Raw genomic sequence first — 21429 nt, forward strand, 5'->3', positions numbered from 1 at the left:
AGTTTAGCTCTCCTGACGGCAAAGACCATACCCCGACATTGGTCTAGAGACCTGTCCGCGCTGGCGGCCTTTGACAATGCGGGTCTATAGTCAGCGAACATTTCGAGGATTGCCCCATGAGCGACCACGCTGCCGATCGCCGCCGCTTCAAACGAATCGCATTCGATGCCAAAACCGAGCTGGGCCAAGGGGAAATGATCTGGCCAGTGAAGCTGATCGACCTTTCACTGAAGGGGCTGTTGATCGAACGACCAGCGCCGTGGCTTGGGGATCAAGCCAAGGATTTCTTCGTGAATATTCATCTGACCGATGAAATCGACATCACCATGGACGTACAGCTAACCCATGAAGCCAACGGTCAGCTTGGTTTCGTCTGCAAACACATCAGCCTTGAATCCATTGAACGCCTTCGGCGGTTGATCGAGTTCAACCTGGGAGATCCGCAGGAGCTGGAGCGGGAACTGGGTGCACTGATCGAGGTTTGATCGCTCTACTCCATGTAGGAGCTGCCGCAGGCTGCGATCTTTTGATCTGGATGTTCAGCGTCTTTAAACACGCCAAAATCAAAAGATCGCAGCCTTCGGCAGCTCCTACAGGGGGATTGTGTTTATTCGAATAGAGCGTCGAGGGCTTGCTCAAGACGCGTCACGGCAATGATCTGCAATCCGGCAGGCGCTTCCTTCGGCGCATTACCCTTGGGCACGATGGCGCGCTTGAACCCGTGCTTGGCCGCTTCCTTCAAGCGTTCCTGACCGCTGGGTACCGGCCGCACTTCACCTGACAAGCCCACTTCACCGAACACAAGCAGATCGTGGGGCAACGGCCGGTTACGCAAACTGGACATGACCGCCGCCATCAGCGCCAGGTCGGAAGCGGTCTCCAACACCTTCACGCCGCCCACCACGTTGAGGAACACATCCTGATCGTGGGTCGGAATGCCGCCGTGACGGTGCAGCACCGCCAACAACATTGCCAGGCGGTTCTGATCCAGCCCCAACGTGACCCGGCGCGGGTTGGCGAGGTGACTGTCATCCACCAGGGCCTGGACTTCCACCAGCATTGGCCGGGTCCCTTCCCACGTCGCCATGACCACACTGCCAGGTACTTCTTCCTGCGCGCGCGTCAGAAAAATCGCCGAAGGGTTGGAGACTTCTTTCAGCCCCTTGTCGGTCATGCCGAACACACCCAGTTCGTTAACCGCACCAAAACGGTTTTTCACCGCGCGCAACAAGCGCAACCGCCCATCCGACTCGCCTTCGAAATACAGCACGGTGTCTACCATGTGCTCCAGCACACGGGGACCGGCAAGCGCACCCTCTTTGGTGACATGACCCACCAGGAAAATGGCCGTGCCACTCTGCTTGGCATAGCGCACCAGCAACGCCGCACTTTCCCGTACCTGGGAGACACCGCCCGGCGCCGATTGCAGTTGCTCAGTGAAAATGGTCTGGATGGAGTCGATCACCATGACTTTGGGTTTTTCGACCCGTGCCGTGGCGATGATTGTTTCGATGCAGGTTTCGGTCATCACCCGCAGCTGATCCTGAGGCAGCCCCAGGCGCCGGGCCCGCATCGCGACTTGCTGCTGGGATTCTTCGCCGGTGACGTACAGTGCAGGCATGGTTTTGGCGAGGTTGCATAAGGTTTGCAACAGAATGGTCGATTTGCCGATGCCCGGATCACCGCCAATCAACACCACCGAGCCGTCCACCAGACCACCGCCCAGCACCCGATCGAGTTCACTGGAGGCTGTGGAGAAACGCGGGATTTCTTCAACGCTGACTTCGGCCAGCGTCCTGATCTGTGCCTGCTGGCCAGTCCAACCGGTGCGACCGCTGGGAGGTGCGGCACCACCGCTCTCCACCATGGTTTCGGTCAGGGTATTCCAGGCGCCGCACTCGCCACACTGGCCGGCCCACTTGGGAAAAGTCGAGCCGCACTCGGTGCAGCCGTACATGCGCTTGGCCTTGGCCATTTTAACTCCCGACAAAAAAACGCGATGATAGCGCAGTTGAGCCGGATCAGTTGCCAATGGGTTTGAGCACTTGCCTGATCGAACGACGAGGTTTTATTCACGCAGTGGCTATTAAGAAAAACTTGTACAAACTAATAAACAGATCGGCACTGTACTCAACAACTAATACACAAACCCTGTACAACTCTTTATCTACCAAAACAGACTTGTACAATTTTAACTAACATCGATATTAGAATGCCACCAATCGTCATTATTGATACACATTTGACATGTCGACTGTCAAAGCATTGGCTAATCGTTATCAAACTTACCCTGTGAAAGTACGCGTTTAATCCAAGCCATTCGACTTCCTTCCGGCAGCTGTTTTTCCACCGGATAATAATGGATCAGTCCTCCCAACTCCTCGCAGGCGAGCATCACATCATTCGGTGGAACGAACGCTGATCGTGCAGCGGTGATGGCCTTTTATAAACTTTTTCCGGCGGGTCCGGTCGATTGCAGGCAAGCTCTGTAAGCAGTCGTTTCGGGCAGAACGCTTTCTGCTGATTTACACTGCCTTCACCAACCTCATCTGTAACAAGGAAAAAACCTATGGGCGTGATCAGTGAGTTCAAGGCCTTCGCGGTCAAAGGGAACGTGATCGACATGGCAGTCGGTATCATCATCGGCGCCGCGTTCGGCAAAATCGTGTCATCGTTCGTCGGTGACGTCATCATGCCGCCAATCGGTATGCTGATTGGGGGGGTGGATTTCAGTGATCTGGCGATTACGCTCAAGGCAGCGGACGGCAATATCCCTGCGGTGGTGATGGCTTACGGTAAATTTATCCAGACCATCATTGACTTCGTCATCGTCGCTTTCGCGATCTTCATGGGCGTCAAAGCCATCAATCGTCTGAAGCGCGAGGAAGCCGTGGCGCCAACACTGCCGCCGGTTCCGACCAAGGAAGAGGTGCTGCTGGGCGAGATTCGCGATCTGCTCAAAGCCCGGAACGATCGACCCGGAACGCAAGATTGAAAACAGAAACGGCGCCTTCCCGGCGCCGTTTTTTTTACCAGTAAGTTTCCACAGCCACCTGTCCGGGCCGTCGACTGAGGCTCAGGTGCATGTCGCGCTGCTTCAATACTTTTCGGGTGTCATCGATCATCTGTGGATTGCCGCAAAGCATGACCCGCGAATGTTCCGGCGTTAGCGCCACCCCGGCTGCGCGCTCCAATTCGCCGTTCTCGATGAGCGTCGTGATTCGCCCGTTCAACGCTCCGGGGTACGCTTCGCGAGTGACGGTGGGAATAAACTGCAACTTGTGCGCGAACTCCACCAGGTAGTCACGCTGCACCAGCCCCGCAATCAAGTCTCGATAAGCCAGCTCCCGGGCTTCGCGCACGCTGTAGACCAGGAAGATGCGCTCGAATTTTTCCCAGACTTCGAAGTCCTGCAGGATCGACAAAAACGGCGCAAGACCCGTGCCGGTGGCGAGTAACCAGAGATCACGCCCGTCGACGAAGCGATCAAGGGTCAGGTAACCGAAGGCCTGACGGTCAACCAGCAGCGTATCGCCAACTTCAAGCCGACTCAGCTCACTGGTGAATTCGCCACCCGGCACAACAATCGAAAAAAACTCGAGAAACTCGTCATGAGGTGACGAAACCATTGAATACGCGCGCCATACCGTGCTGCCGTCAGCCTTGGTGACCCCCAGCCGCGCGAATTGACCTGCACGAAAACGAAAGCCGGGGTCCCTCGTAGTCCGTAATGTGAACAGATTCGGGGTCAATGAATGGACATCGAGCAGGGTCTGGCGAGTGAATTTTTCTGCACTGGCGGTCATGGGTCGCTCCGATCAACAGGTAACCCAGTGTCCCGCATAGCACAAAAATTAAACACCGACGGTTTGTAATGGCTTTAACCTCTCCGGCCTGCACTAACCGATTAGTTAAAACAAACAGATAGTTAAAATTACGGATGACATCCAATAACTTCAACTCACTCCATATTGTATTAGAACCGAATCGTCACATCTAAAGCGCTAACAACAGCTAAATAATAACTACTTCTCTGAAGGAAATATCCTACACTTTTCGGGGTGCCGGATCTTGGATCCACTACGCCCCCCCTCGTGTCACCAGCAAACGGTAATTGGAGCTTCACTATGGAACGGTGGAAAGAATCACAAATGGAACAATTGTCCGTTACAACGGACATTCATGTTGCGTACCAGATTTCGCTGACTTTCGCCAAGAACACCGGGTTCCGATTTTGTGCTTTTTCAACCAGTTATTTAGACAAAATAACCACTTCCAGCGTGATCCAGTTCGACAATTATCCTGGCGAATTGAACGCGAAGTATGAGCAAAAAGTCTTCGGAGCACTTAACCCGATAGTGGCGCATTGCAATCAATCGATGTTTCCAATTCTCTGGTCGCAGGAGCTGTTCTCCGACGCTACCTGGATATGGGACGCGCTCGAGCAGCATGGTTTGCAGTACGGGTGGTCTCAATCGTTCTACGATGAGGAAAGTGGTCTGTACAGCATCTTGAGCCTGGCCCGAAGCCATCAGCCGATCACGACGTTTGAGCTCTACGATAATCTGGGTTTTTCGGTATTCATCGGGCGCCATTTGCACGCGCTGGCCGTACGAACGCTGCCCAAACAGGTCACCGAGCGCTCAGTACCGCACTTGTCGGAGCGTGAAATCGATGTCTTGAAATTGGCAGCAGCTGGAAAGACGGCAGGAGAAAGCGCCAAAATTCTCAACGTCACTCCGCGCACTGTCAATTTCCATGTACAAAGCGCAATCATGAAATTCGGCGTCAATAACAAAATTTCAGCAGTGATTGCGGCTGCCAAAGTCGGAATCCTCACCAACACCCTGAGCCGCTGACAAAACCAGCGAGTAATTCAATGGAAAAAATCGTACCATTTGCAGCCTTTCCGAGTGTTGACCTGTAAACCTCTACAGCGCAGTACGCTCGGCCGGATTCGCCCGCAACAATGCCCCTGGCGGCGAGAATTCGTTGATTACCAAGAGCCCCCCGCCCATGCCTTTGCTTGAAACCCCCTTTGCCCAACTCGATCTGATCCGCCAGCCCGAGCAGTCGAACGAGCCGCTACAAGCATTCGATGCTGCAGACGAGTATTTGCTTAACTACCTGGCCGAACAGCAACCCACCGTGCAAACCCGGGTGCTGGTGCTCAACGACAGCTTCGGGGCATTGGCCGCAAGCCTGGCTGGCAAAACGCATGTCACCAGCAGCGGCGATTCGTTCCTGGCTTTTCAGGGGCTGGAAAAGAACCTGCTGCGTAACAGCCACGCATTTGATGCTGTGCCGATGGTGCCTGCCAACCAGCCATTCACCGGGCCGTTTGACCGGGTCCTGATCAGGGTGCCAAAGACCCTGGCCTTGCTCGAGGAGCAACTGATACGCCTTCAGGGCCAATTGGCACCGGGCGCCCAAGTGGTCGCAGCCGCCATGATCAAGCACCTGCCCCGCGCTGCCGGCGACTTGCTTGAACGTTACATCGGCCCGGTCCATGCCTCGCTGGCCGTCAAGAAGGCACGTTTACTGATCGCGACCGCTGAAGCCAGGGTCGCAGCGGTATCGCCCTACCCGACACGCTATCAGCTCGACACACCTGCTATCGAACTGCTCAACCACGCCAACGTGTTCTGCCGCGAAGGTCTGGATATCGGCACACGAGCGTTCCTGCCGCATCTACCAAAGAACCTGGGCGCCACTCGTGTCGCGGACCTTGGCTGTGGCAACGGTGTTCTGGCCATTGCCAGCGCCCTGCAAAACCCTGACGCTCAGTACACGCTGGTCGACGAGTCGTTCATGGCGGTGCAATCGGCTGCTGAAAACTGGCGCGTAGCGCTGGGTGACAGGGATGTCATCGTGCGGGCCGGTGATGGCCTGGCCGAACAGGAATCACAATCGCTGGACGTGGTGCTGTGCAATCCACCGTTCCACCAGCAGCAAGTCGTGGGCGATTTCCTCGCCTGGCGCATGTTCCAGCAAGCCCGGGAAGCGCTAGTGGTGGGCGGCGCCTTGTACATCGTGGGCAACCGACATCTGGGCTATCACAGCAAACTGGCCCGGCTGTTCCGTGGCGTCGAGCAAGTGGCGGCCACGCCCAAGTTTGTGATCCTCAAAGCCCGCAAGTAAATCGCAGGCAAAAAAAACCTCCATACGCTGGAGGTTTTTTATTGAAGGGCTGCAGCAACTCAATGTGTGCTCAGCCCTGCTGCGTTCATGAACATGCGCATCAGGCTCGCGACGATAAACAGCGCGCCCACGCTACCGACCCAGATCATCGCCAGCCATCCGAGTCGCTGCCACAGAGGCTTCTTCTCTGCGGCTTCGATTTCCTGCAATGAATGCTTACCAGTCATGGATTCAAACCCTCCTCTTCAAGGTTGACGGCGTCTGTTTCGACGCCATCGCGAGCAAGCTTTGCTCCCACAGGCCGTGCGCTAGTGGTAGCCATCTTCATGGGTGACCTTGCCGCGGAACACGTAATAGCTCCAGAAGGTGTAGCCCAGGATGAACGGGATGATAAACAGCGTGCCCACCAGCATGAAGCCCTGGCTTTGCGGCGGTGCGGCGGCGTCCCAGATCGAGATCGACGGCGGCACGATGTTCGGCCACAGGCTGATACCCAGACCGCTGTAGCCCAGGAAGATCAACACCAGGGTCAACAGGAATGGCGTGTAATTCGCATTGCGCGCCACGGCCCGGATCAAACCGTACATGGTGACCAGCACCAGGATCGGCACCGGCAGGAACCAGAATAAATTGGGCAGGGTGAACCAGCGCGAGGCGATCTCAGGATGAGCCAGCGGCGTCCACAGGCTGACAATACCGATTACCGCCAACACCACGAAGGCCAATGGCCGCGCGAGGTTGTGCATCTGTTCCTGCAATTTTCCTTCGGTTTTCATGATCAGCCAGGTGCAACCCAGCAGCGCATACGCCACCACCAAAGCAAGACCACAGAACAGGGTGAAAGGCGTCAGCCAGTCCAGCGAACCACCGGCAAATTGACGGTTTACCACCGGTAGCCCATCAATGAATGCGCCCAGTGCCACGCCCTGGAAAAACGTTGCAGCCACCGAACCACCAATGAACGCCTTGTCCCATAGGTGACGCTTGTCGTCTTTGGCCTTGAAACGAAACTCGAAGGCCACGCCACGGAAAATCAGCCCGATCAGCATGAATATCAGCGGCAGATACAGCGCCGACAGAACGACCGAATAGGCCAGCGGGAAGGCGCCGAACAACGCCGCGCCCCCGAGCACCAACCAGGTTTCGTTGCCGTCCCAGACAGGCGCGACGGTGTTCATCATCACGTCCCGATCCGTCTTGCCCTTGATGAACGGGAAGAGAATACCGATACCCAGGTCGAAACCGTCCATGACCACGTACATCATGATGCCGAAGATGATAATCACGGCCCAGATCAGCGGAAGATCAATACCCATGATTCAAATCTCCTTGGTCAGGCTGTGGTCGGCGTCAGCGTCAGCATCGTCTTCCGCTGCGGACAGCGGACGGGCTGGTGTACGTTTCTTGCCAGGACCGCCATCGTTGGTTTCCTTGCCTTCGTCGATCTTCGGTCCTTTGCGCACCAGACGCATCATGTAGCCCAGACCGGCACCGAACAGCGCGAAATACACCACGACGAACATGATCAGGGTGATGCTCATCTGCAGGAAACTATGGTTGGAGGACGCATCCGCCGTTCGCATCAAGCCGTAAACCACCCAGGGCTGACGACCAATTTCAGTCGTGAACCACCCGGCGAGAATTGCGATCAGCCCCGAAGGCCCCATCCACAATGCCAGGTACAGGAACGGACGCGAGGTGTACAGCTTGTCGCTCTTGCGCAGCCACAGGCTCCACAGACCGGTGAAGATCATCAGGAAACCCAAGCCAACCATGACCCGGAACGACCAGAACACGATGGTCGAATTGGGCCTGTCTTCAGGCGGGAAGTCCTTGAGTGCGGGGACCTGTTTATCCAGCGAGTGGGTGAGGATCAGGCTGCCCAGGTAGGGGATTTCGACGGCATACTTGGTTTTTTCAGCTTTCATGTCCGGCCAGCCAAACAGGATCAGCGGAGTCGGCTCATCACCGACGTTTTCCCAGTGCCCTTCGATTGCTGCGATTTTCGCTGGCTGATGTTCAAGTGTATTAAGGCCGTGGAAATCACCGATGACCGCCTGAATCGGCGCGACGATCAATGCCATCCACATGGCCATCGAGAGCATGGTACGAATCGCCGGATTGTCCTTGCCGCGGAGCAAATGCCAGGCTGCCGAGGAACCGACGAAGAAGGCGGTCGCTACGAATGCAGCGGTTGCCATGTGCGCCAGACGGTACGGGAACGACGGATTGAAAATCACCGCCAGCCAGTCCACCGGAATCACTTGTCCATTGATGATTTCGTAACCTTGCGGGGTTTGCATCCAGCTGTTGGAGGCGAGAATCCAGAAGGTCGAGATCAGGGTGCCGATGGCAACCATGACCGTCGAGAAGAAGTGCAGGTTGCGCCCGACCTTGTTCCAGCCGAACAACATGACGCCGAGGAAGCCGGCTTCCAGGAAGAACGCGGTCAGTACTTCATAGGTGAGCAACGGGCCTGTCACCGCACCGGCGAAGTCCGAGAATCGGCTCCAGTTCGTGCCGAACTGATAGGCCATCACCAGGCCGGAAACCACCCCCATGCCGAAGTTGACGGCAAAGATCTTCGACCAGAAGTGGTACAGGTCGCGGTAGGTATCGTTATTGGTTTTCAGCCACAGGCCTTCGAGCACCGCCAGGTAACTCGCCAGGCCAATGGTGATGGCCGGGAACAGAATGTGGAACGAAATGGTGTACGCGAACTGAATTCGGGCGAGATCAAGCGCCTCCAAACCGAACATAAGTCTTCCTCTGTCAGGTAATACCGGCTGAAGGCCTGCGGCCTGCACCCACTGCCCCCACGGATATGGAGTGTGGCGAATTCAAATTCGTTCTTTTTTTACAATCATCACAGCGTAGGGAGTCTGGCCATCTGGCCGCCGGATCATTTCCACAAAGGGTTTTGATCTGGATCAAGCATGGTTCAAAGAGTAGTCCCATTTTTGAGGGTGACCCGTGTGGTCTTTTGCCGCGTGACAGGTTGCCTCATGGCCGCAGCAACTGTTTGTAACACTCCCTGTGGCGAGGGAGCTTGCTCCCGCTGGGCTGCGCAGCAGCCCCATTCTCTTCAGTCAGTGTTGAATATCAAAAATGGAGACTGCTGCGCAGCCGAACGGGAGCAAGCTCCCTCGCCACGGGGGACCAAGTGAGATCGGTGTCTTGCTAACTAAATTTGCCTCGGCCGCAACTTCTAGTTACAGGTTGGTGATAATCTCGGGACTACCCTCGCTCAAGATCCGCCTCAGATGCCCAGCCAAACGCCCCTGCTGTTACGTCATCACCGCCCTTTCATCGCGTTCTGGCTGGCCCGTGTATTCACGGCCAGCGGCTTTCAGATGCTCACCGTCGCCATCGGCTGGAATCTGTATCAACTGACCGGAAACGTGCTCGATCTCGGTCTCGTGGGCCTGGTGGAATTTGCACCACGGGTGCTGTTCATGTTGCACACCGGTCATGTGGCGGACCGTTATGACCGACGCAAAGTCGCGGCGATCTGTCAGTCACTGCAAGCGCTGATTGCGCTGTCGCTGGCTATCGGCAGCGCCACCGATCATGTCACCCGGGAGATGATCTTCATCCTCGCGTTCCTGCTGGGGGCCGCGCGTTCCTTTGAAATGCCGACCACTCAAGCGTTGCTGCCCAGCATTGTGCCCAGCGCCCTGTTTCCCCGGGCGGTTGCCGCCGCACAGTCTGCCCAGCAATCGGCCACCATCGTCGCCCCGGCCCTCGGCGGTTTGCTCTACGCCTTCGGCAGCGTCTGGGTCTATGGTCCGACGGTCATTCTCTACCTCATTGCCTGCGGACTGATGCTCAACCTGCCGGCACGCCAGACACCGTTGAACAAGGGTAAAGCCACCCTGGACTCACTGTTGGCCGGCATCCGTTTCATTCGCAGTCGCCCGGATATCCTCGGGGCGATTTCTCTGGATCTGTTCGCGGTTTTACTGGGGGGCGCGACGGCGTTGCTGCCGGTGTTCGCCAAAGACATTCTGCTGACGGGGCCGTGGGGACTGGGCCTGTTGCGTTCTGCACCCGCTGTGGGCGCATTGATGATGTCGCTTTGGCTCGCGCGGTTCTCCGTGGACCGCAAGGTCGGGCGAGTGATGTTCACTGCCGTAGGCGTGTTCGGTGTCGCGACCATCGCGTTCGGCCTGTCGACTTCATTCTGGTTTTCCCTCGCGGTACTGGTGGTGCTGGGCGCGGCAGACATGATCAGCATGGTGATTCGCGCCTCCTTCGTGCAGCTGGAAACCCCGGACGAAATGCGTGGCCGGGTGAGCGCCGTGAACGGGCTGTTCATCGGCGCTTCGAACCAGTTAGGCGAATTTGAATCCGGCCTGACCGCTCACTGGTTCGGCACCGTACCGGCCGTTGTGATGGGCGGCATTGGCACCCTGGTGGTGACCGGCGTCTGGATCAAACTGTTCCCGACCCTGGCCAACCGCGACCGCATGCATGTGCCTGCGGAAGAAGCCAAGGTCTAAAGCAGTTTGTCGAGGGTGACGGGAAAGTCCCGCACCCGCTTGCCAGTGGCGTGATAGATAGCGTTGGCCACCGCCGCGGCAACGCCAACGATGCCGATTTCACCCACGCCTTTCGAACCGAGGGCGTTGACGATGTCGTCGTGTTCTTCGACGAACAACACGTCAATGTCACCGATGTCAGCATTCACCGGGATGTGATATTCGGCCAGGCTGTGGTTCATGTGACGGCCCAGCGCATGATCGGTTTGCGTTTCCTCGTGCAGCGCCATTCCAATGCCCCACACCACGCCGCCGAGAATCTGACTGCGCGCCATTTTCGGGTTAACCACCCTGCCCGCCGCGATGGCGCTGACCACGCGGTTGACCTTCACCGTTCCCAGGTCCTCATCGACAAACACCTCGACGAACACTGCCGAGTGAGTCGCCGTCGCATACGCCTCGCGTTTTTTGTCCGGCTCGGCATCCACCTGGACCTCCAGCGTGGCTTCGCCACTGTCCCGGACCAGCTCAGCCAGTGACACCCTCGCCTCACCGAACACTAACTGGCCGTCTTCGAAAACCGCCTGCTCCGTCGTCACCGCACTGAACGCCGGGTGCGTCTGCCGCGCCACCGCGAGCAGTTTTTCTTTCAATGCCTCGCAAGCCTGTTGCACGGCAGTACCCACCGACGACACGGTGAACGAGCCACCCTGCAGCGGCGCTGTGGGCAATGAGGAATCGCCGAGGACAAAGGTGACGTCCTTCACCGAAACGCCTGACGCCTGCGCGGCAATTTGCGTCATCACGGTGTAGGTTCCGGTGCCAATGTCCGTCGTCGCGCTGCTGACGGTTAAATGGCCCGCGTGGTCCAGGCAGGCCTTGGCACTGGCTTTCTGCTGCATCGCCTCCCAGACTCCGCCGGCCATCCCCCAGCCCACCAATTGGCGGCCATGGCGCATGCTGCGTGGTTCGGGATTACGCGCATCCCAACCAAACCGCTCGGCACCCTGCGCATAACAGGCGCGCAATTCTTTACTGGAATACGGCTTGTCTTCGTTCTGATTGCGTTCTGAGTAGTTGATCAAACGCAGCTGCACCGGGTCGATCGCCAGCGCACACGCCAGCTCGTCCATGGCGCACTCAAGACCAATCAGTCCGAGCGCGGCCCCCGGTGCTCGCATGTCCAACGGTGTGAACACGTCGAGGGGGACTAACTTGTAGGTCAGTTGCACGTTGTCACAGTGATAGAGCATGCCGCTCCATTCCACGACATGTTCGGTAAAGTCCTCGAAGCGCGAGGTCTGGCCAATCGCGGTGTGCGCCACCGCCAGCAAGCGTCCGTTGGCTACTGCGCCCAGTTGCAGTCGCTGCAACGTGCGAGGCCGATAACCGAAGGTGAACATCTGCTGGCGGGTCAGCGTCACGCGCACCGAGCGCTGAAGTTTGAGCGCGGCCATGACGGCGAGTGGCAGTTGATATTGCGGGCGTAAACCCGAGCCGAATGCACCGCCAACGTAGGCAGCGAAAATCCTGACCTGCTCTTTCTCGAGGCCGAAGACTTTTTGCACGTAGGACTGACAGTTTTGCGGCCCTTGGGTCTTGTCATGAATGTGCAGGCTGCCATCGGACTGATACAGCACCGTACTGGCGTGCGGCTCCATTGGATTGTGATGTTCAATCGGGGTGCTGTAATTCAGATCCAGGCTGATAGCCGCACCGGCAAACTCGGCCTGAAAATTCCCACGGGGCTTGGGCAGTTCGGCGGGCGCGGGATGCGCTTCTTCCTGCAACGACAACAGATCGGTCTGATGGGCTTCACTTTCGTATTCGATCACCACCAGGGAACCGGCATGGCGCGCCAGTTCAAGGTTATCCGCCACCACCAGCGCAAGTGGCTGGCCACTGTAGAGCACCCGGTCGTTATACAGCGGACGAAACGGTGAGCCTTCGGCAGAGTCGGCGTCGTCGTAATCCTCGTCGTAACTGGCGATCTTCGGCCGGCTCACATGATCGATCACCGCGATGACACCGGGCAGTGCCAATGCTTTCGATGCATCAATGCTGATCACCCGACCCCGGGCGATGCGGCTGGAAACAACACTGCCATGCAGCAGTCCATCCTCTGGATGTTCACCAGCGTAGCGTGCCTGCCCCGTGACTTTGAGTGTGCCGTCAACGCGGTCCAGTGGTTGGCCCATGGGTTGAGTAAACGTATTCATCAGGCTTGCCCTCCCAGCGCGGCATCGCTCAGGGCGCGGACGATTGCCCGACGCGCCAGTTTGACCTTGAAAGCGTTGTGTTCGAGGGGTTCGGCGTGTTGCAGCAAGGCATCGGCGGCGGCGCTAAAGGTCTCGCGGCTGACGGCTTTGCCCACCAGGAAACTTTCTACGGCCTTGTCGCGCCAGGGTTTGTGCGCCACACCACCGAGTACCAGACGCGCCTCGCGGATGATCGGCCCGGTCATGTCGAGTGCCGCAGCCACCGAGACCAGTGCGAAGGCATAGGACGCACGATCGCGGATCTTCAGGTAATGGCTGTACTGGGCAAAACCGGCAGCCGGCAACTCGATGGCGGTGATCAACTCGTCGTCGGCCAACTGGTTGTCACGCTCTGGCGACTCGCCTGGCAGGCGGTGGAAGTCGGCGAACTCGATGACTCGCGAGCCTGCGCGCCCTTGAACGTGGACCAGCGCCTCCAGTGCGGCCAGCGCGACACACATGTCCGAGGGATGTGTGGCGACGCACTGCACGCTGGCGCCGAAGATGGCATGAATGCGGTTCAGTCCGTCCTTCGCCGGGCAGCCGCTGCCGGGCTCGCGTTTGTTGCACGGTACGCTGGCGTCGTAGAAGTAGTAGCAACGCGTGCGCTGCAACAGGTTGCCGCCCGTGCTGGCCATGTTGCGCAGCTGCGGCGAGGCGCCCGCCAGTATTGCCTGGGACAACAGCGGGTAACGCTGTTCGATCAAGGGATGCCAGGCCAGGTCGGCATTGCTGACGAGGGCGCCGATCATCAATCCGCCCTTCTCGGTTTCGCGGACCTCTCGCAGGGGCAGCCCGGTGATATCGATCAGGTGCTCAGGACGGGTGACGTTTTCCTTCATCAAGTCCAGCAGGTTGGTACCGCCGGCAATAAACCGTGACGCGGGACCGGCGAGATGAACGGCGTCCTGCACCGAGTCGGGCTTGCTGTAATGAAAGGGATTCATTGGCCACCTCCTTGCCCGTCTTGCTGACGACAGGCGGGAAGCGCCTCTTCGATGGCATCGCGAATGTTGCTATACGCGCCGCAGCGGCAGAGATTGCCACTCATCAGTTCCTGGATTTGTTCCGTGGTCTGCGCGCGGCCTTCGTTGGCCATTCCCACGGCGGAGCAGATCTGCCCCGGCGTGCAGTATCCGCACTGGAATGCGTCGTGCTTGATGAAGGCCTGCTGCATCGGGTGCAGTTGATCGCCGTTTGCCAGACCTTCGATGGTGGTCAGGTCGGCACCGTCGCACATCACGGCCAACGTCAGGCAGGCGTTCACGCGCTTGCCGTTGAGCAGTACGGTGCAGGCACCGCACTGGCCGTGGTCGCAGCCTTTTTTCGTGCCGATCAGGTCCAGTTGTTCACGCAGCAAATCCAGCAGCGTGGTCCAGGGCAACACCTCAAGCTCACGCCTATGACCATTGAGGGTGATGCGCAACGGATGTCGGGCAAAGGACGGCTGCGCCGCCTTGGGGTTGGTCACGCTCATAGTCACCTCACGGTTGATCGTACGTTCGCGGCGTTTTGGCAAACCGCCGTCATAAGGGGTACGACTTCGAGGTGAGTGGAGCGTTCAAGGAAGTTGATCTGTGGCGAAGGAGCTTGGTCCATTGCCACAGAATCGGCGCTAAATGACTAATTCCGCTGCCACAGAGGCACGCGTGGCTTTACCGCAAAGCTGTTCTACAAGCGCCAAAGCAAATGGCAGGGCAGCGCCGGAGCCTTGCGCGGTGATGCAGTTACCGTCGACCACTACCGGTTGATCGACGAAGTTGCAGCCAGACAATTGGTGGCTGGCTGAAGGCAGGCAGGTCATGCGCCGCTGACGCAGGACACCAAAGGCCTGCAATGCCGACGCAGGAGCCTCGGCAATACCGGCAAACAGTCGGCCGGCAGCTGCCTGGTCCTTGATCAGTTGTTGCAGCGGTTGATGCGCCGCCAGGCGCTGTGCCCCGACTGAACCGCCGGGCAGCGCGATCAGGTCAAACGTCTGGGCGAGCAAGTCAACGAGCATTGCATCGGCCGTCAAGCGAGTGCCGCGCGCGCAGGTGAGCATGCGCCGTCCCTCGATGCTGGCCACCACCACTTCGACTTTGGCGCGGCGCAGCACATCGACCAGGGTCACGGTTTGCAGATCATCGATGCCCTCGGCGAGGGTAATCAGGGCTCTAAAGGTCATGGGGGGTGTTCCACAGAATGATCTCTAAAGCGTAGTCAGCTTTCTTGAGCCCTGTTCTGGCTGGCCGTTACTTGATGTAAAGCTGGGTCGACATCGTATTGCCCGGTGCATTGATCGAGGTGTTGCTGAAGGTGAAAGTACCCTCCTGCTTACCGGCCAGATCAAACACGTACAAATAGCCGACCGTTTTTTTTCCGACGGTGCATTCCGTCAGGTTGCCGTTATCAAACGCGCAGATGGGGGTTCGGGTGCCGTTCACTTCGAAACCATCCAGTCCGACTTGAGCCGTACGCCCGTAGCCGACTTCCAGCACATACACCTTGATACTCGGCCCACTGTGATTGCAGCGCGTCTGTTCCTGCCCCTGTGCAATGTCTTCAAAGCCGCAGGCCGGCGATTCGACCTTGAGTACCTTCACCTGGCTCAAGGGGGGCGCCGATGCCGCCGACACCGTTTGTGCCCCAAGGAACACGGCCAAAGCTGTCCCGGACACTCTAAACAGAAGCTTTTTCATGCAGCCCTCATGTCACCCCAAAACCAGCGCGCAGTATGGCTCACTTGGCTTTAACGCAAAACATCGACGACGATCGCAGCCATAAGCAGCCACAGCCCCACGCTGCTGGTATGATGCGCGGCTTTTTCCGACCCACAGAAAATTACCAGGCGCCTGCAGCGGTCTGTGCTTTGCTGTTGAGGTCGATACATTCACGGCGCCGGGCGCGCCACGGGGAGCAGACATGCTGGAAAGGCTGTTTCAACTCAAGGCACACAACACCAACGTGCGGACCGAGATTCTTGCGGGCGTAACGACCTTCCTGGCCATGGCCTACATTCTGTTCGTCAACCCGAGCATCCTCGGCGAGACCGGCATGGACAAGGGTGCGGTGTTTGTCGCGACCTGTCTGGCGGCGGCCATTGGCTCGACGGTCATGGGCCTGATCGCCAACTACCCGATCGCGCTGGCACCGGGCATGGGCTTGAACGCCTTCTTCACCTACACCGTGGTCCTGCACATGGGTCACACCTGGCAAGTGGCGCTGGGCGCGGTGTTCATCTCGGCGGTGCTGTTCTTCCTGCTGTCGATCTTCCGCATTCGTGAATGGATCATCAACAGCATCCCGCTACCGCTGCGTTCGGCGATTGCGGCCGGTATCGGCCTGTTCCTGGCACTGATTGCCCTGCACAACGCCGGCATCGTGGTCAGCAACCCGGCAACAATGGTCGGCCTCGGCGACTTGAAGCAACCGGCGCCGATCCTCGCGACCCTCGGCTTTGCCCTGATCGTGGCTCTCGAAGCCATGAAGATACGCGGCGCTGTGCTGATCGGGATTCTGGTGGTGACCATCGCCTCCATTGCGCTGGGCTTTACCCCGTTCGGTGGCGTGATGTCGATGCCTCCGTCCCTGGCACCGACGTTCCTGCAACTCGATATCAAAGGCGCGCTGGACATCGGTCTGGTCAGCGTGATTTTTGCCTTCCTGTTCGTTGATCTGTTCGACAACTCCGGCACATTGATTGGCGTCGCCAAGCGCGCAGGGCTGATGGGCAAGGACGGCCACATGCCGAAAATGGGCCGCGCGCTCATCGCCGACAGCACGGCCGCCATGGCCGGTTCGCTGCTGGGTACATCGACGACGACCAGCTACATCGAATCCGCAGCCGGCGTGAGTGCGGGTGGCCGCACCGGCCTGACTGCGGTGGTGGTGGCGATCCTGTTCCTGCTGGCGCTGTTCTTCTCGCCGCTGGCCGCCAGCGTTCCGGCGTTCGCAACCGCACCGGCCCTGCTGTTCGTCGCGGTATTGATGACATCCGGCCTGGCCGAAATAGACTGGGACGACATTACCGTTGCCGCGCCGGTCGTTGTCACCGCCCTGGCGATGCCATTCACGTACTCCATCGCCAACGGCATCGCCTTCGGTTTCATCTCCTGGACCGTGATCAAGCTGCTGTCCGGCCGCGCCCGTGAGCTGAATCCGGCGCTGGTGATTCTGTCGATTCTGTTCGTGATCAAGTTGGGTTGGTTCAACGCATGACTTTTGATTCCCAGGCTTACGCTACTCAACTCGAAGAAAAGGTTACGCGCCTGCGTGACCTGCTGACCCCGTTCGATGCGCCCGAGCCGACCGTGTTCGACTCGCCGCTGAAGAACTTTCGCCTGCGTGCGGAATTTCGTCTGTGGCGCGAAGGCGGCGAGCGTCACTACGCGATGTTTTCCCAGGAAGACAAACGCACGCCGATTCTGATCGAAGAGTTCCCGATCGCCAGCCTGCGCATCAACCAGTTGATGCCGCAACTCAAGGCGGCGTGGAAGGCCAGTGCAGCACTGAGCCACAAACTGTTTCAGGTGGAGTTCCTGACCACCCTGGCCGGCGACGCGATGATCACCCTGTGTTATCACCGCCCGCTGGACGAGCATTGGCACACCGCCGCGTCGAAACTGGCAGCCGACCTTAACGTCAGCGTGATCGGCCGCTCCAAGGGCAAACGCGAAGTCATCGGTCACGATTATGTGGTCGAGAAGCTTGAAGTGGGCGGTCGCACCTTCAGCTATCGCCAACCGGAAGGCGCGTTCACTCAGCCCAACGGCACCGTGAATCAGAAAATGCTCAACTGGGCATACGACTCACTGGGCGATCGTGCGGATGATTTGCTGGAGCTGTACTGCGGCAACGGCAACTTCACCCTGCCCCTCGCCACCCGCGTGCGCAAAGTGCTGGCCACCGAAATCAGCAAGGCCTCGGTCAATGCAGCCTTGAGCAACCTCAGCGAAAACGCTGTGGATAACGTCACCCTGGTGCGTCTGTCCGCCGAAGAACTGACCGAAGCGCTGAACGAAGTGCGTCCTTTCCGTCGTCTGCAAGGCATCGATCTGAAGAGCTACGAATTCGGCAGCGTCTTCGTCGATCCGCCTCGCGCCGGCATGGACCCGGACACCTGCGAACTGACCCGGCGCTTCGACAACATCCTCTACATTTCCTGTAATCCGGAAACACTGGCGGCCAACATCGCCCAGTTGCACGACACGCACCACATCACCCGGTGCGCGATGTTCGACCAGTTCCCCTGGACGCATCACATGGAATCCGGAGTGATGCTGACCCGTCGTTGATTGCAGCAGCCACAAACAGAAAAGCCGTCTTCACGACGGCTTTTTTTTGGGTGCTCAGTGGGGGAGATCGGCTTTGCGTGGCCGGCCACCCTTACGACCATTCGCCCGCGCAGCTTCGGATTTTGCCGCACTGCTCTGACTACCATTGCGCGAGGCGATAACCGAGGCAGCCATATGCATCAGCGACTCGCTCGACGAAATCATCCCCGCGATGGAGACGTGCCGATCCTTGCCTTCATGGCATAACGCACTTCCGGAAAAGCCGACTTTCAACTCGGCGAAGTCCTCGGTGGCGAAATCATCGAACTCCGGATAGTTCCGAACCGGCAGCAGCACGCCACTGCCATCGACGAAACTGATTGCCAGGCACGGATTCATAAAACTCACCGACGCCACTTGCAAACCACTTTTATGGCGTAGCTGCCCGCGCTGGACGGCGTCATCCAGCACAGCGTCGGTAACAGGTTGATCGGGCAACATTCCTGCCTTTAACGTTTTCATAGCTGAATCTCCACGCCCTCCGGGATGCCCATGAGCGCCAGCAGGGTCTTGTTCGTCTCGGGCTCATAGCAAGCCGAATGAATCATGCAGGTCGTACTCGCGATCTTTTGTACCACCACGACTTCGTTTGTCTGCCAGTCCCATATTTGCCGGTTGAGGCAGACCGTGCGCAGCTTGTCCCACCAAATTGTCCGGGCTCGCCGCAGGTGGGCGGGTTGTCTGAGTGCATGACGCAGTCCTTCCAGCACTGCAGAAGTTGGCCGTTTTGCGTGTGCAACCACGTCCCACAGCTCGACACTGTTGTGCCAAAAACTGAATTTAAAACGCGCACTCCAACTTCCACCGTCCACATGCGCGTGTGGCGGGCAATGCTCATCGCGCAGCATGATCACCACCGAAATCCCTTTGTAGCGGAACAATTTCATACTAACCCATCCGTTAGGTTATTGAGCTGATTGGCTCGACAATTCCTGAAAAACCGATAGCCGGCTCGCATCGTCAGTCCAGAATCCTGGTTTCAGCCTAGTGCTTGAACTCATTCCGGACGCAGCAAGTCCCCCTGCAAATGAGTAAGCAATCCTTTCACCGCACCCTGTGAAATTGTCCGATCACCGCACACAAACGCCTGCGATCCCGCCTCTGCAATTGACCAAACTAACCAGCTAGTACAATTTATCTCCACAGGCTGAAAACTCGGCCGACGCCAAAAATAATACGTGGAGAGACCCCATGCCCCCTATCGTTCTGGTGCTGAACGGCCCGAACCTGAACCTGCTTGGCACCCGTGAACCGGCCACTTATGGGCACGAAACCCTGGCGGATATCTCGGCGCTGTGTGGACGTGCCGCCGAGGAATTCGGCCTCACTGTGGAATTTCGCCAAACCAACCATGAAGGCGAACTGCTGGACTGGATTCACGCGGCTCGCCAGCGCTGCGCTGGAATCGTGATCAACCCGGCCGCCTGGACGCACACCTCGGTTGCGATTCGTGATGCGTTGGTTGCCAGTGAGCTGCCGGTCATTGAAGTACACCTGTCCAACGTTCACGCCCGTGAGCCTTTTCGCCACCACTCGTTCGTATCGGCTGTGGCGACGGCGGTAATGGCCGGTTTTGGCAGCCATGGTTATCGCCTGGCGCTGGAGCATTTCAGCCTGCGTTTGAAGGGGTGAGCAGCATGGACCAGCACAACGTGGTACTGGCCGGCCTGATCGGTGCCGGCATTCAGGCGTCACGCACTCCAGCGCTGCACGAGCATGAAGGCGATGCGCAGGGCATGCGGTATCTCTATCGCCTGATCGATCTCGACCAGTTGAAACTCGACAGCGCTGCCCTGCCCGAGCTGCTGATGGCCGCGGAGTGCATGAACTTTACCGGCCTCAACATCACATTTCCCTGCAAGCAGACGATCATTCCGTTGCTCGATGAACTGTCGCCGGAAGCCCGTGGCATCGGGGCGGTCAACACGGTGGTGCTTAAGGACGGTAAACGAATCGGCCACAACACCGACTGCCTGGGTTTTGCCGAAGGATTTCGGCGTGGCTTGCAGGGCGCTTCCGTTGAGCGCGTCGTACAAATGGGCGCGGGCGGTGCCGGTGCGGCGGTCGCCCATGCGCTATTGAGCGAAGGCGTCCAACGGCTGAGCATTTTCGATGTGGAAATCAGCCGCGCCGCAGCCTTGGCGCAGAATCTCAATCAACATTTCGGTGCCAGCCGTGCGGTGGCCGGCCACGATTTGCCGAGTGCGCTGGCCCAGTCGAACGGGCTGGTCAACACCACGCCCATGGGCATGAAGAAACTGCCGGGCATGCCCGTTCCCGTGGAACTGCTTCGCAAGGAGTTGTGGGTAGCAGAGATCGTCTACTTTCCGCTGGAAACCGAACTGCTACACAACGCACGTGCCTTGGGCTGCCGGACGCTGGATGGCGGCAACATGGCGGTGTTTCAGGCGGTAAAGGCGTTTGAGTTGTTCAGCGGCGTGGTGCCGGATGCGCAGCGAATGCTCGCGCATTTTCAAAGAATGAACGGCTAAAGATCAAAAAATCGCAGCCTGCGGCAGTGCCTGCAGGCCGCGATCCCAAGGATGAAATCAAGCCTGCAGATAGCGCAAAACCGACTCGCAGATCATTTCCCGATGACGCTGCTTGATGCGCTCGTTCGGCAAATCGATCTGGAACATTTCACTGAGCGTGTGGCGGTTCGAAACGCGATAGAAGCAGAACGAACTCATCAGCAAATGCACATCCAGCGGATCGAGTCCGGGGCGGAACACACCTTCGTCTGCACCCCGGCGCAGGGTCACGCCCAATGCGTCGAGAACGGTGTTGTTCATCGCCTTGATGGCATCTGAACGCTTCACGTACTCGGCGTTGTGGATATTCTCGATGCTGACGATACGCACGAAGTCGACGTTGCGGTCATGGTGATCGAAGGTAAATTCCACCAGGCGGCGAATCGCTTCCACGGGTGCCAGCTCGGACAGGTTCAAACGGTTTTCAGTGTTACGGATGTCACCGTACAGCTTCTCCAGAACCTCGACGTAGAGCTGTTCTTTACTACCGAAGTAGTAATAGATCATGCGCTTCGAGGTGTGGATCCGGTCAGCGATCGCGTCGACGCGAGCGCCGGAAAGCCCCTGCTGGACGAACTCGACAATGGCCTCTTGAAGAATATTCTCGCGGGTTTTTTCCGGATTGTTCTTGCGACTCTTGCGAGGCCCCACCACTGGTTCGTCGGGCACTACGGAGAGTTCTGGGGATATTGTCATTGCGGGC

At 58.2% G+C, this 21429-nt stretch carries 22 protein-coding genes; 9 read left to right on the forward strand and 13 right to left on the reverse strand.

The annotated features are described in order from the left end of the window. Positions 1–116 precede the first annotated feature (116 nt). Positions 117–485, forward strand: coding sequence for a PilZ domain-containing protein (locus ACA063_RS25315; RefSeq protein ID WP_497663794.1), 369 nt, complete (start codon positions 117–119; stop codon positions 483–485). A 122-nt stretch (positions 486–607) separates the two neighbouring features. On the opposite strand, the gene radA is transcribed toward ACA063_RS25315, so the two are convergent. Next, a complete protein-coding gene (radA, locus tag ACA063_RS25320; RefSeq protein ID WP_162439539.1) occupies positions 608–1975 on the reverse strand; it encodes a DNA repair protein RadA in 1368 nt (455 codons plus the stop codon). A 594-nt stretch (positions 1976–2569) separates the two neighbouring features. Between radA and mscL the strand changes: the two genes are divergently transcribed. Continuing rightward, positions 2570–2995, forward strand: coding sequence for a large-conductance mechanosensitive channel protein MscL (gene mscL / locus ACA063_RS25325; protein ID WP_497663795.1), 426 nt, complete (start codon positions 2570–2572; stop codon positions 2993–2995). 34 nt (positions 2996–3029) lie between these two features. Here mscL and ACA063_RS25330 read toward each other — a convergent pair whose 3' ends face one another. After that, positions 3030–3806 carry a ferredoxin--NADP reductase gene (locus ACA063_RS25330; protein WP_497663796.1) on the reverse strand — a complete coding sequence of 259 codons (777 nt, stop codon included), beginning with the start codon at positions 3804–3806 and terminating at the stop codon, positions 3030–3032. A 321-nt stretch (positions 3807–4127) separates the two neighbouring features. Between ACA063_RS25330 and ACA063_RS25335 the strand changes: the two genes are divergently transcribed. Continuing rightward, complete coding sequence (locus ACA063_RS25335; protein ID WP_497663797.1) at positions 4128–4859, forward strand: autoinducer binding domain-containing protein; 732 nt, start codon at positions 4128–4130, stop codon at positions 4857–4859. A gap of 157 nt (positions 4860–5016) precedes the next feature. Further along, on the forward strand, positions 5017–6141 hold the full coding sequence (locus tag ACA063_RS25340; protein WP_497663798.1) for a methyltransferase: 1125 nt from the start codon (positions 5017–5019) through the stop codon (positions 6139–6141). 59 nt (positions 6142–6200) lie between these two features. Here the strand turns inward: ACA063_RS25340 and ACA063_RS25345 are convergent, their stop codons facing one another. The 3 genes from ACA063_RS25345 to ACA063_RS25355 all read right to left on the reverse strand — a co-directional run bounded on the left by ACA063_RS25345 (position 6201) and on the right by ACA063_RS25355 (position 8900). Continuing rightward, positions 6201–6368, reverse strand: coding sequence for a DUF2474 domain-containing protein (locus ACA063_RS25345; RefSeq protein ID WP_247292717.1), 168 nt, complete (start codon positions 6366–6368; stop codon positions 6201–6203). Between the two features lie 81 nt (positions 6369–6449). Further along, positions 6450–7457, reverse strand: a complete 1008-nt coding sequence (gene cydB, locus ACA063_RS25350) for a cytochrome d ubiquinol oxidase subunit II (RefSeq protein ID WP_497663799.1) — start codon at positions 7455–7457, stop codon at positions 6450–6452. A 3-nt stretch (positions 7458–7460) separates the two neighbouring features. Continuing rightward, entirely contained in the window at positions 7461–8900 is a 1440-nt protein-coding gene (locus tag ACA063_RS25355) for a cytochrome ubiquinol oxidase subunit I (protein ID WP_497663800.1), read from the reverse strand. A 504-nt stretch (positions 8901–9404) separates the two neighbouring features. Between ACA063_RS25355 and ACA063_RS25360 the strand changes: the two genes are divergently transcribed. After that, positions 9405–10643, forward strand: coding sequence for an MFS transporter (locus tag ACA063_RS25360; RefSeq protein WP_497663801.1), 1239 nt, complete (start codon positions 9405–9407; stop codon positions 10641–10643). On the opposite strand, the gene ACA063_RS25365 is transcribed toward ACA063_RS25360, so the two are convergent. The 5 genes from ACA063_RS25365 to ACA063_RS25385 all read right to left on the reverse strand — a co-directional run bounded on the left by ACA063_RS25365 (position 10640) and on the right by ACA063_RS25385 (position 15561). Continuing rightward, positions 10640–12841, reverse strand: a complete 2202-nt coding sequence (locus tag ACA063_RS25365) for a xanthine dehydrogenase family protein molybdopterin-binding subunit (protein WP_497663802.1) — start codon at positions 12839–12841, stop codon at positions 10640–10642. The two genes, ACA063_RS25360 and ACA063_RS25365, sit on opposite strands and share 4 nt — an antisense overlap. Then, positions 12841–13827, reverse strand: a complete 987-nt coding sequence (locus ACA063_RS25370; RefSeq protein ID WP_497663803.1) for an FAD binding domain-containing protein — start codon at positions 13825–13827, stop codon at positions 12841–12843. The genes ACA063_RS25365 and ACA063_RS25370 overlap by 1 nt, the downstream gene beginning before the upstream one ends. Continuing rightward, a complete protein-coding gene (locus ACA063_RS25375) occupies positions 13824–14357 on the reverse strand; it encodes a (2Fe-2S)-binding protein (RefSeq protein WP_497663804.1) in 534 nt (177 codons plus the stop codon). The genes ACA063_RS25370 and ACA063_RS25375 overlap by 4 nt, the downstream gene beginning before the upstream one ends. A 138-nt stretch (positions 14358–14495) precedes the next feature. Next, positions 14496–15047, reverse strand: a complete 552-nt coding sequence (locus ACA063_RS25380; RefSeq protein ID WP_497663805.1) for a DJ-1 family glyoxalase III — start codon at positions 15045–15047, stop codon at positions 14496–14498. 67 nt (positions 15048–15114) lie between these two features. Beyond that, positions 15115–15561: a DUF4879 domain-containing protein gene (locus ACA063_RS25385; RefSeq protein ID WP_497663806.1), complete on the reverse strand. Its 447-nt coding sequence runs from the start codon at positions 15559–15561 to the stop codon at positions 15115–15117. A 223-nt stretch (positions 15562–15784) separates the two neighbouring features. On the opposite strand from ACA063_RS25385, the gene ACA063_RS25390 reads away from it, so the two are divergent. Both ACA063_RS25390 and trmA read left to right on the forward strand, forming a co-directional pair. Then, a complete protein-coding gene (locus ACA063_RS25390; RefSeq protein WP_162439553.1) occupies positions 15785–17080 on the forward strand; it encodes an NCS2 family permease in 1296 nt (431 codons plus the stop codon). Further along, a complete protein-coding gene (trmA, locus tag ACA063_RS25395; RefSeq protein WP_497663807.1) occupies positions 17077–18156 on the forward strand; it encodes a tRNA (uridine(54)-C5)-methyltransferase TrmA in 1080 nt (359 codons plus the stop codon). The genes ACA063_RS25390 and trmA overlap by 4 nt, the downstream gene beginning before the upstream one ends. Positions 18157–18210: 54 nt before the next feature. Here the strand turns inward: trmA and ACA063_RS25400 are convergent, their stop codons facing one another. Both ACA063_RS25400 and ACA063_RS25405 read right to left on the reverse strand, forming a co-directional pair. Beyond that, the gene (locus ACA063_RS25400; RefSeq protein ID WP_497663808.1) at positions 18211–18657 is read right to left on the reverse strand and encodes a DUF2442 domain-containing protein; all 447 of its coding nucleotides are present in this window, start codon (positions 18655–18657) and stop codon (positions 18211–18213) included. After that, on the reverse strand, positions 18654–19082 hold the full coding sequence (locus tag ACA063_RS25405) for a DUF4160 domain-containing protein (protein ID WP_497663809.1): 429 nt from the start codon (positions 19080–19082) through the stop codon (positions 18654–18656). The genes ACA063_RS25400 and ACA063_RS25405 overlap by 4 nt, the downstream gene beginning before the upstream one ends. Before the next feature lie 304 nt (positions 19083–19386). Here ACA063_RS25405 and aroQ point away from each other — a divergent pair, with 304 nt between their 5' ends. Together aroQ and ACA063_RS25415 are read left to right on the forward strand one after the other, a co-directional pair. Further along, complete coding sequence (aroQ, locus tag ACA063_RS25410; RefSeq protein ID WP_497663810.1) at positions 19387–19827, forward strand: type II 3-dehydroquinate dehydratase; 441 nt, start codon at positions 19387–19389, stop codon at positions 19825–19827. 5 nt (positions 19828–19832) lie between these two features. Next, a complete protein-coding gene (locus ACA063_RS25415; RefSeq protein ID WP_497663811.1) occupies positions 19833–20687 on the forward strand; it encodes a shikimate dehydrogenase in 855 nt (284 codons plus the stop codon). Positions 20688–20744: 57 nt separating this feature from the next. Here ACA063_RS25415 and ACA063_RS25420 read toward each other — a convergent pair whose 3' ends face one another. Further along, positions 20745–21422 (reverse strand): TetR/AcrR family transcriptional regulator, encoded by a 678-nt coding sequence (locus ACA063_RS25420; protein WP_497663812.1) that lies wholly within the window; start codon positions 21420–21422, stop codon positions 20745–20747. Between the last annotated feature and the right edge of the window lie 7 nt (positions 21423–21429).

The sequence above is a fragment of the Pseudomonas sp. LBUM1643 genome, assembly GCF_059716215.1.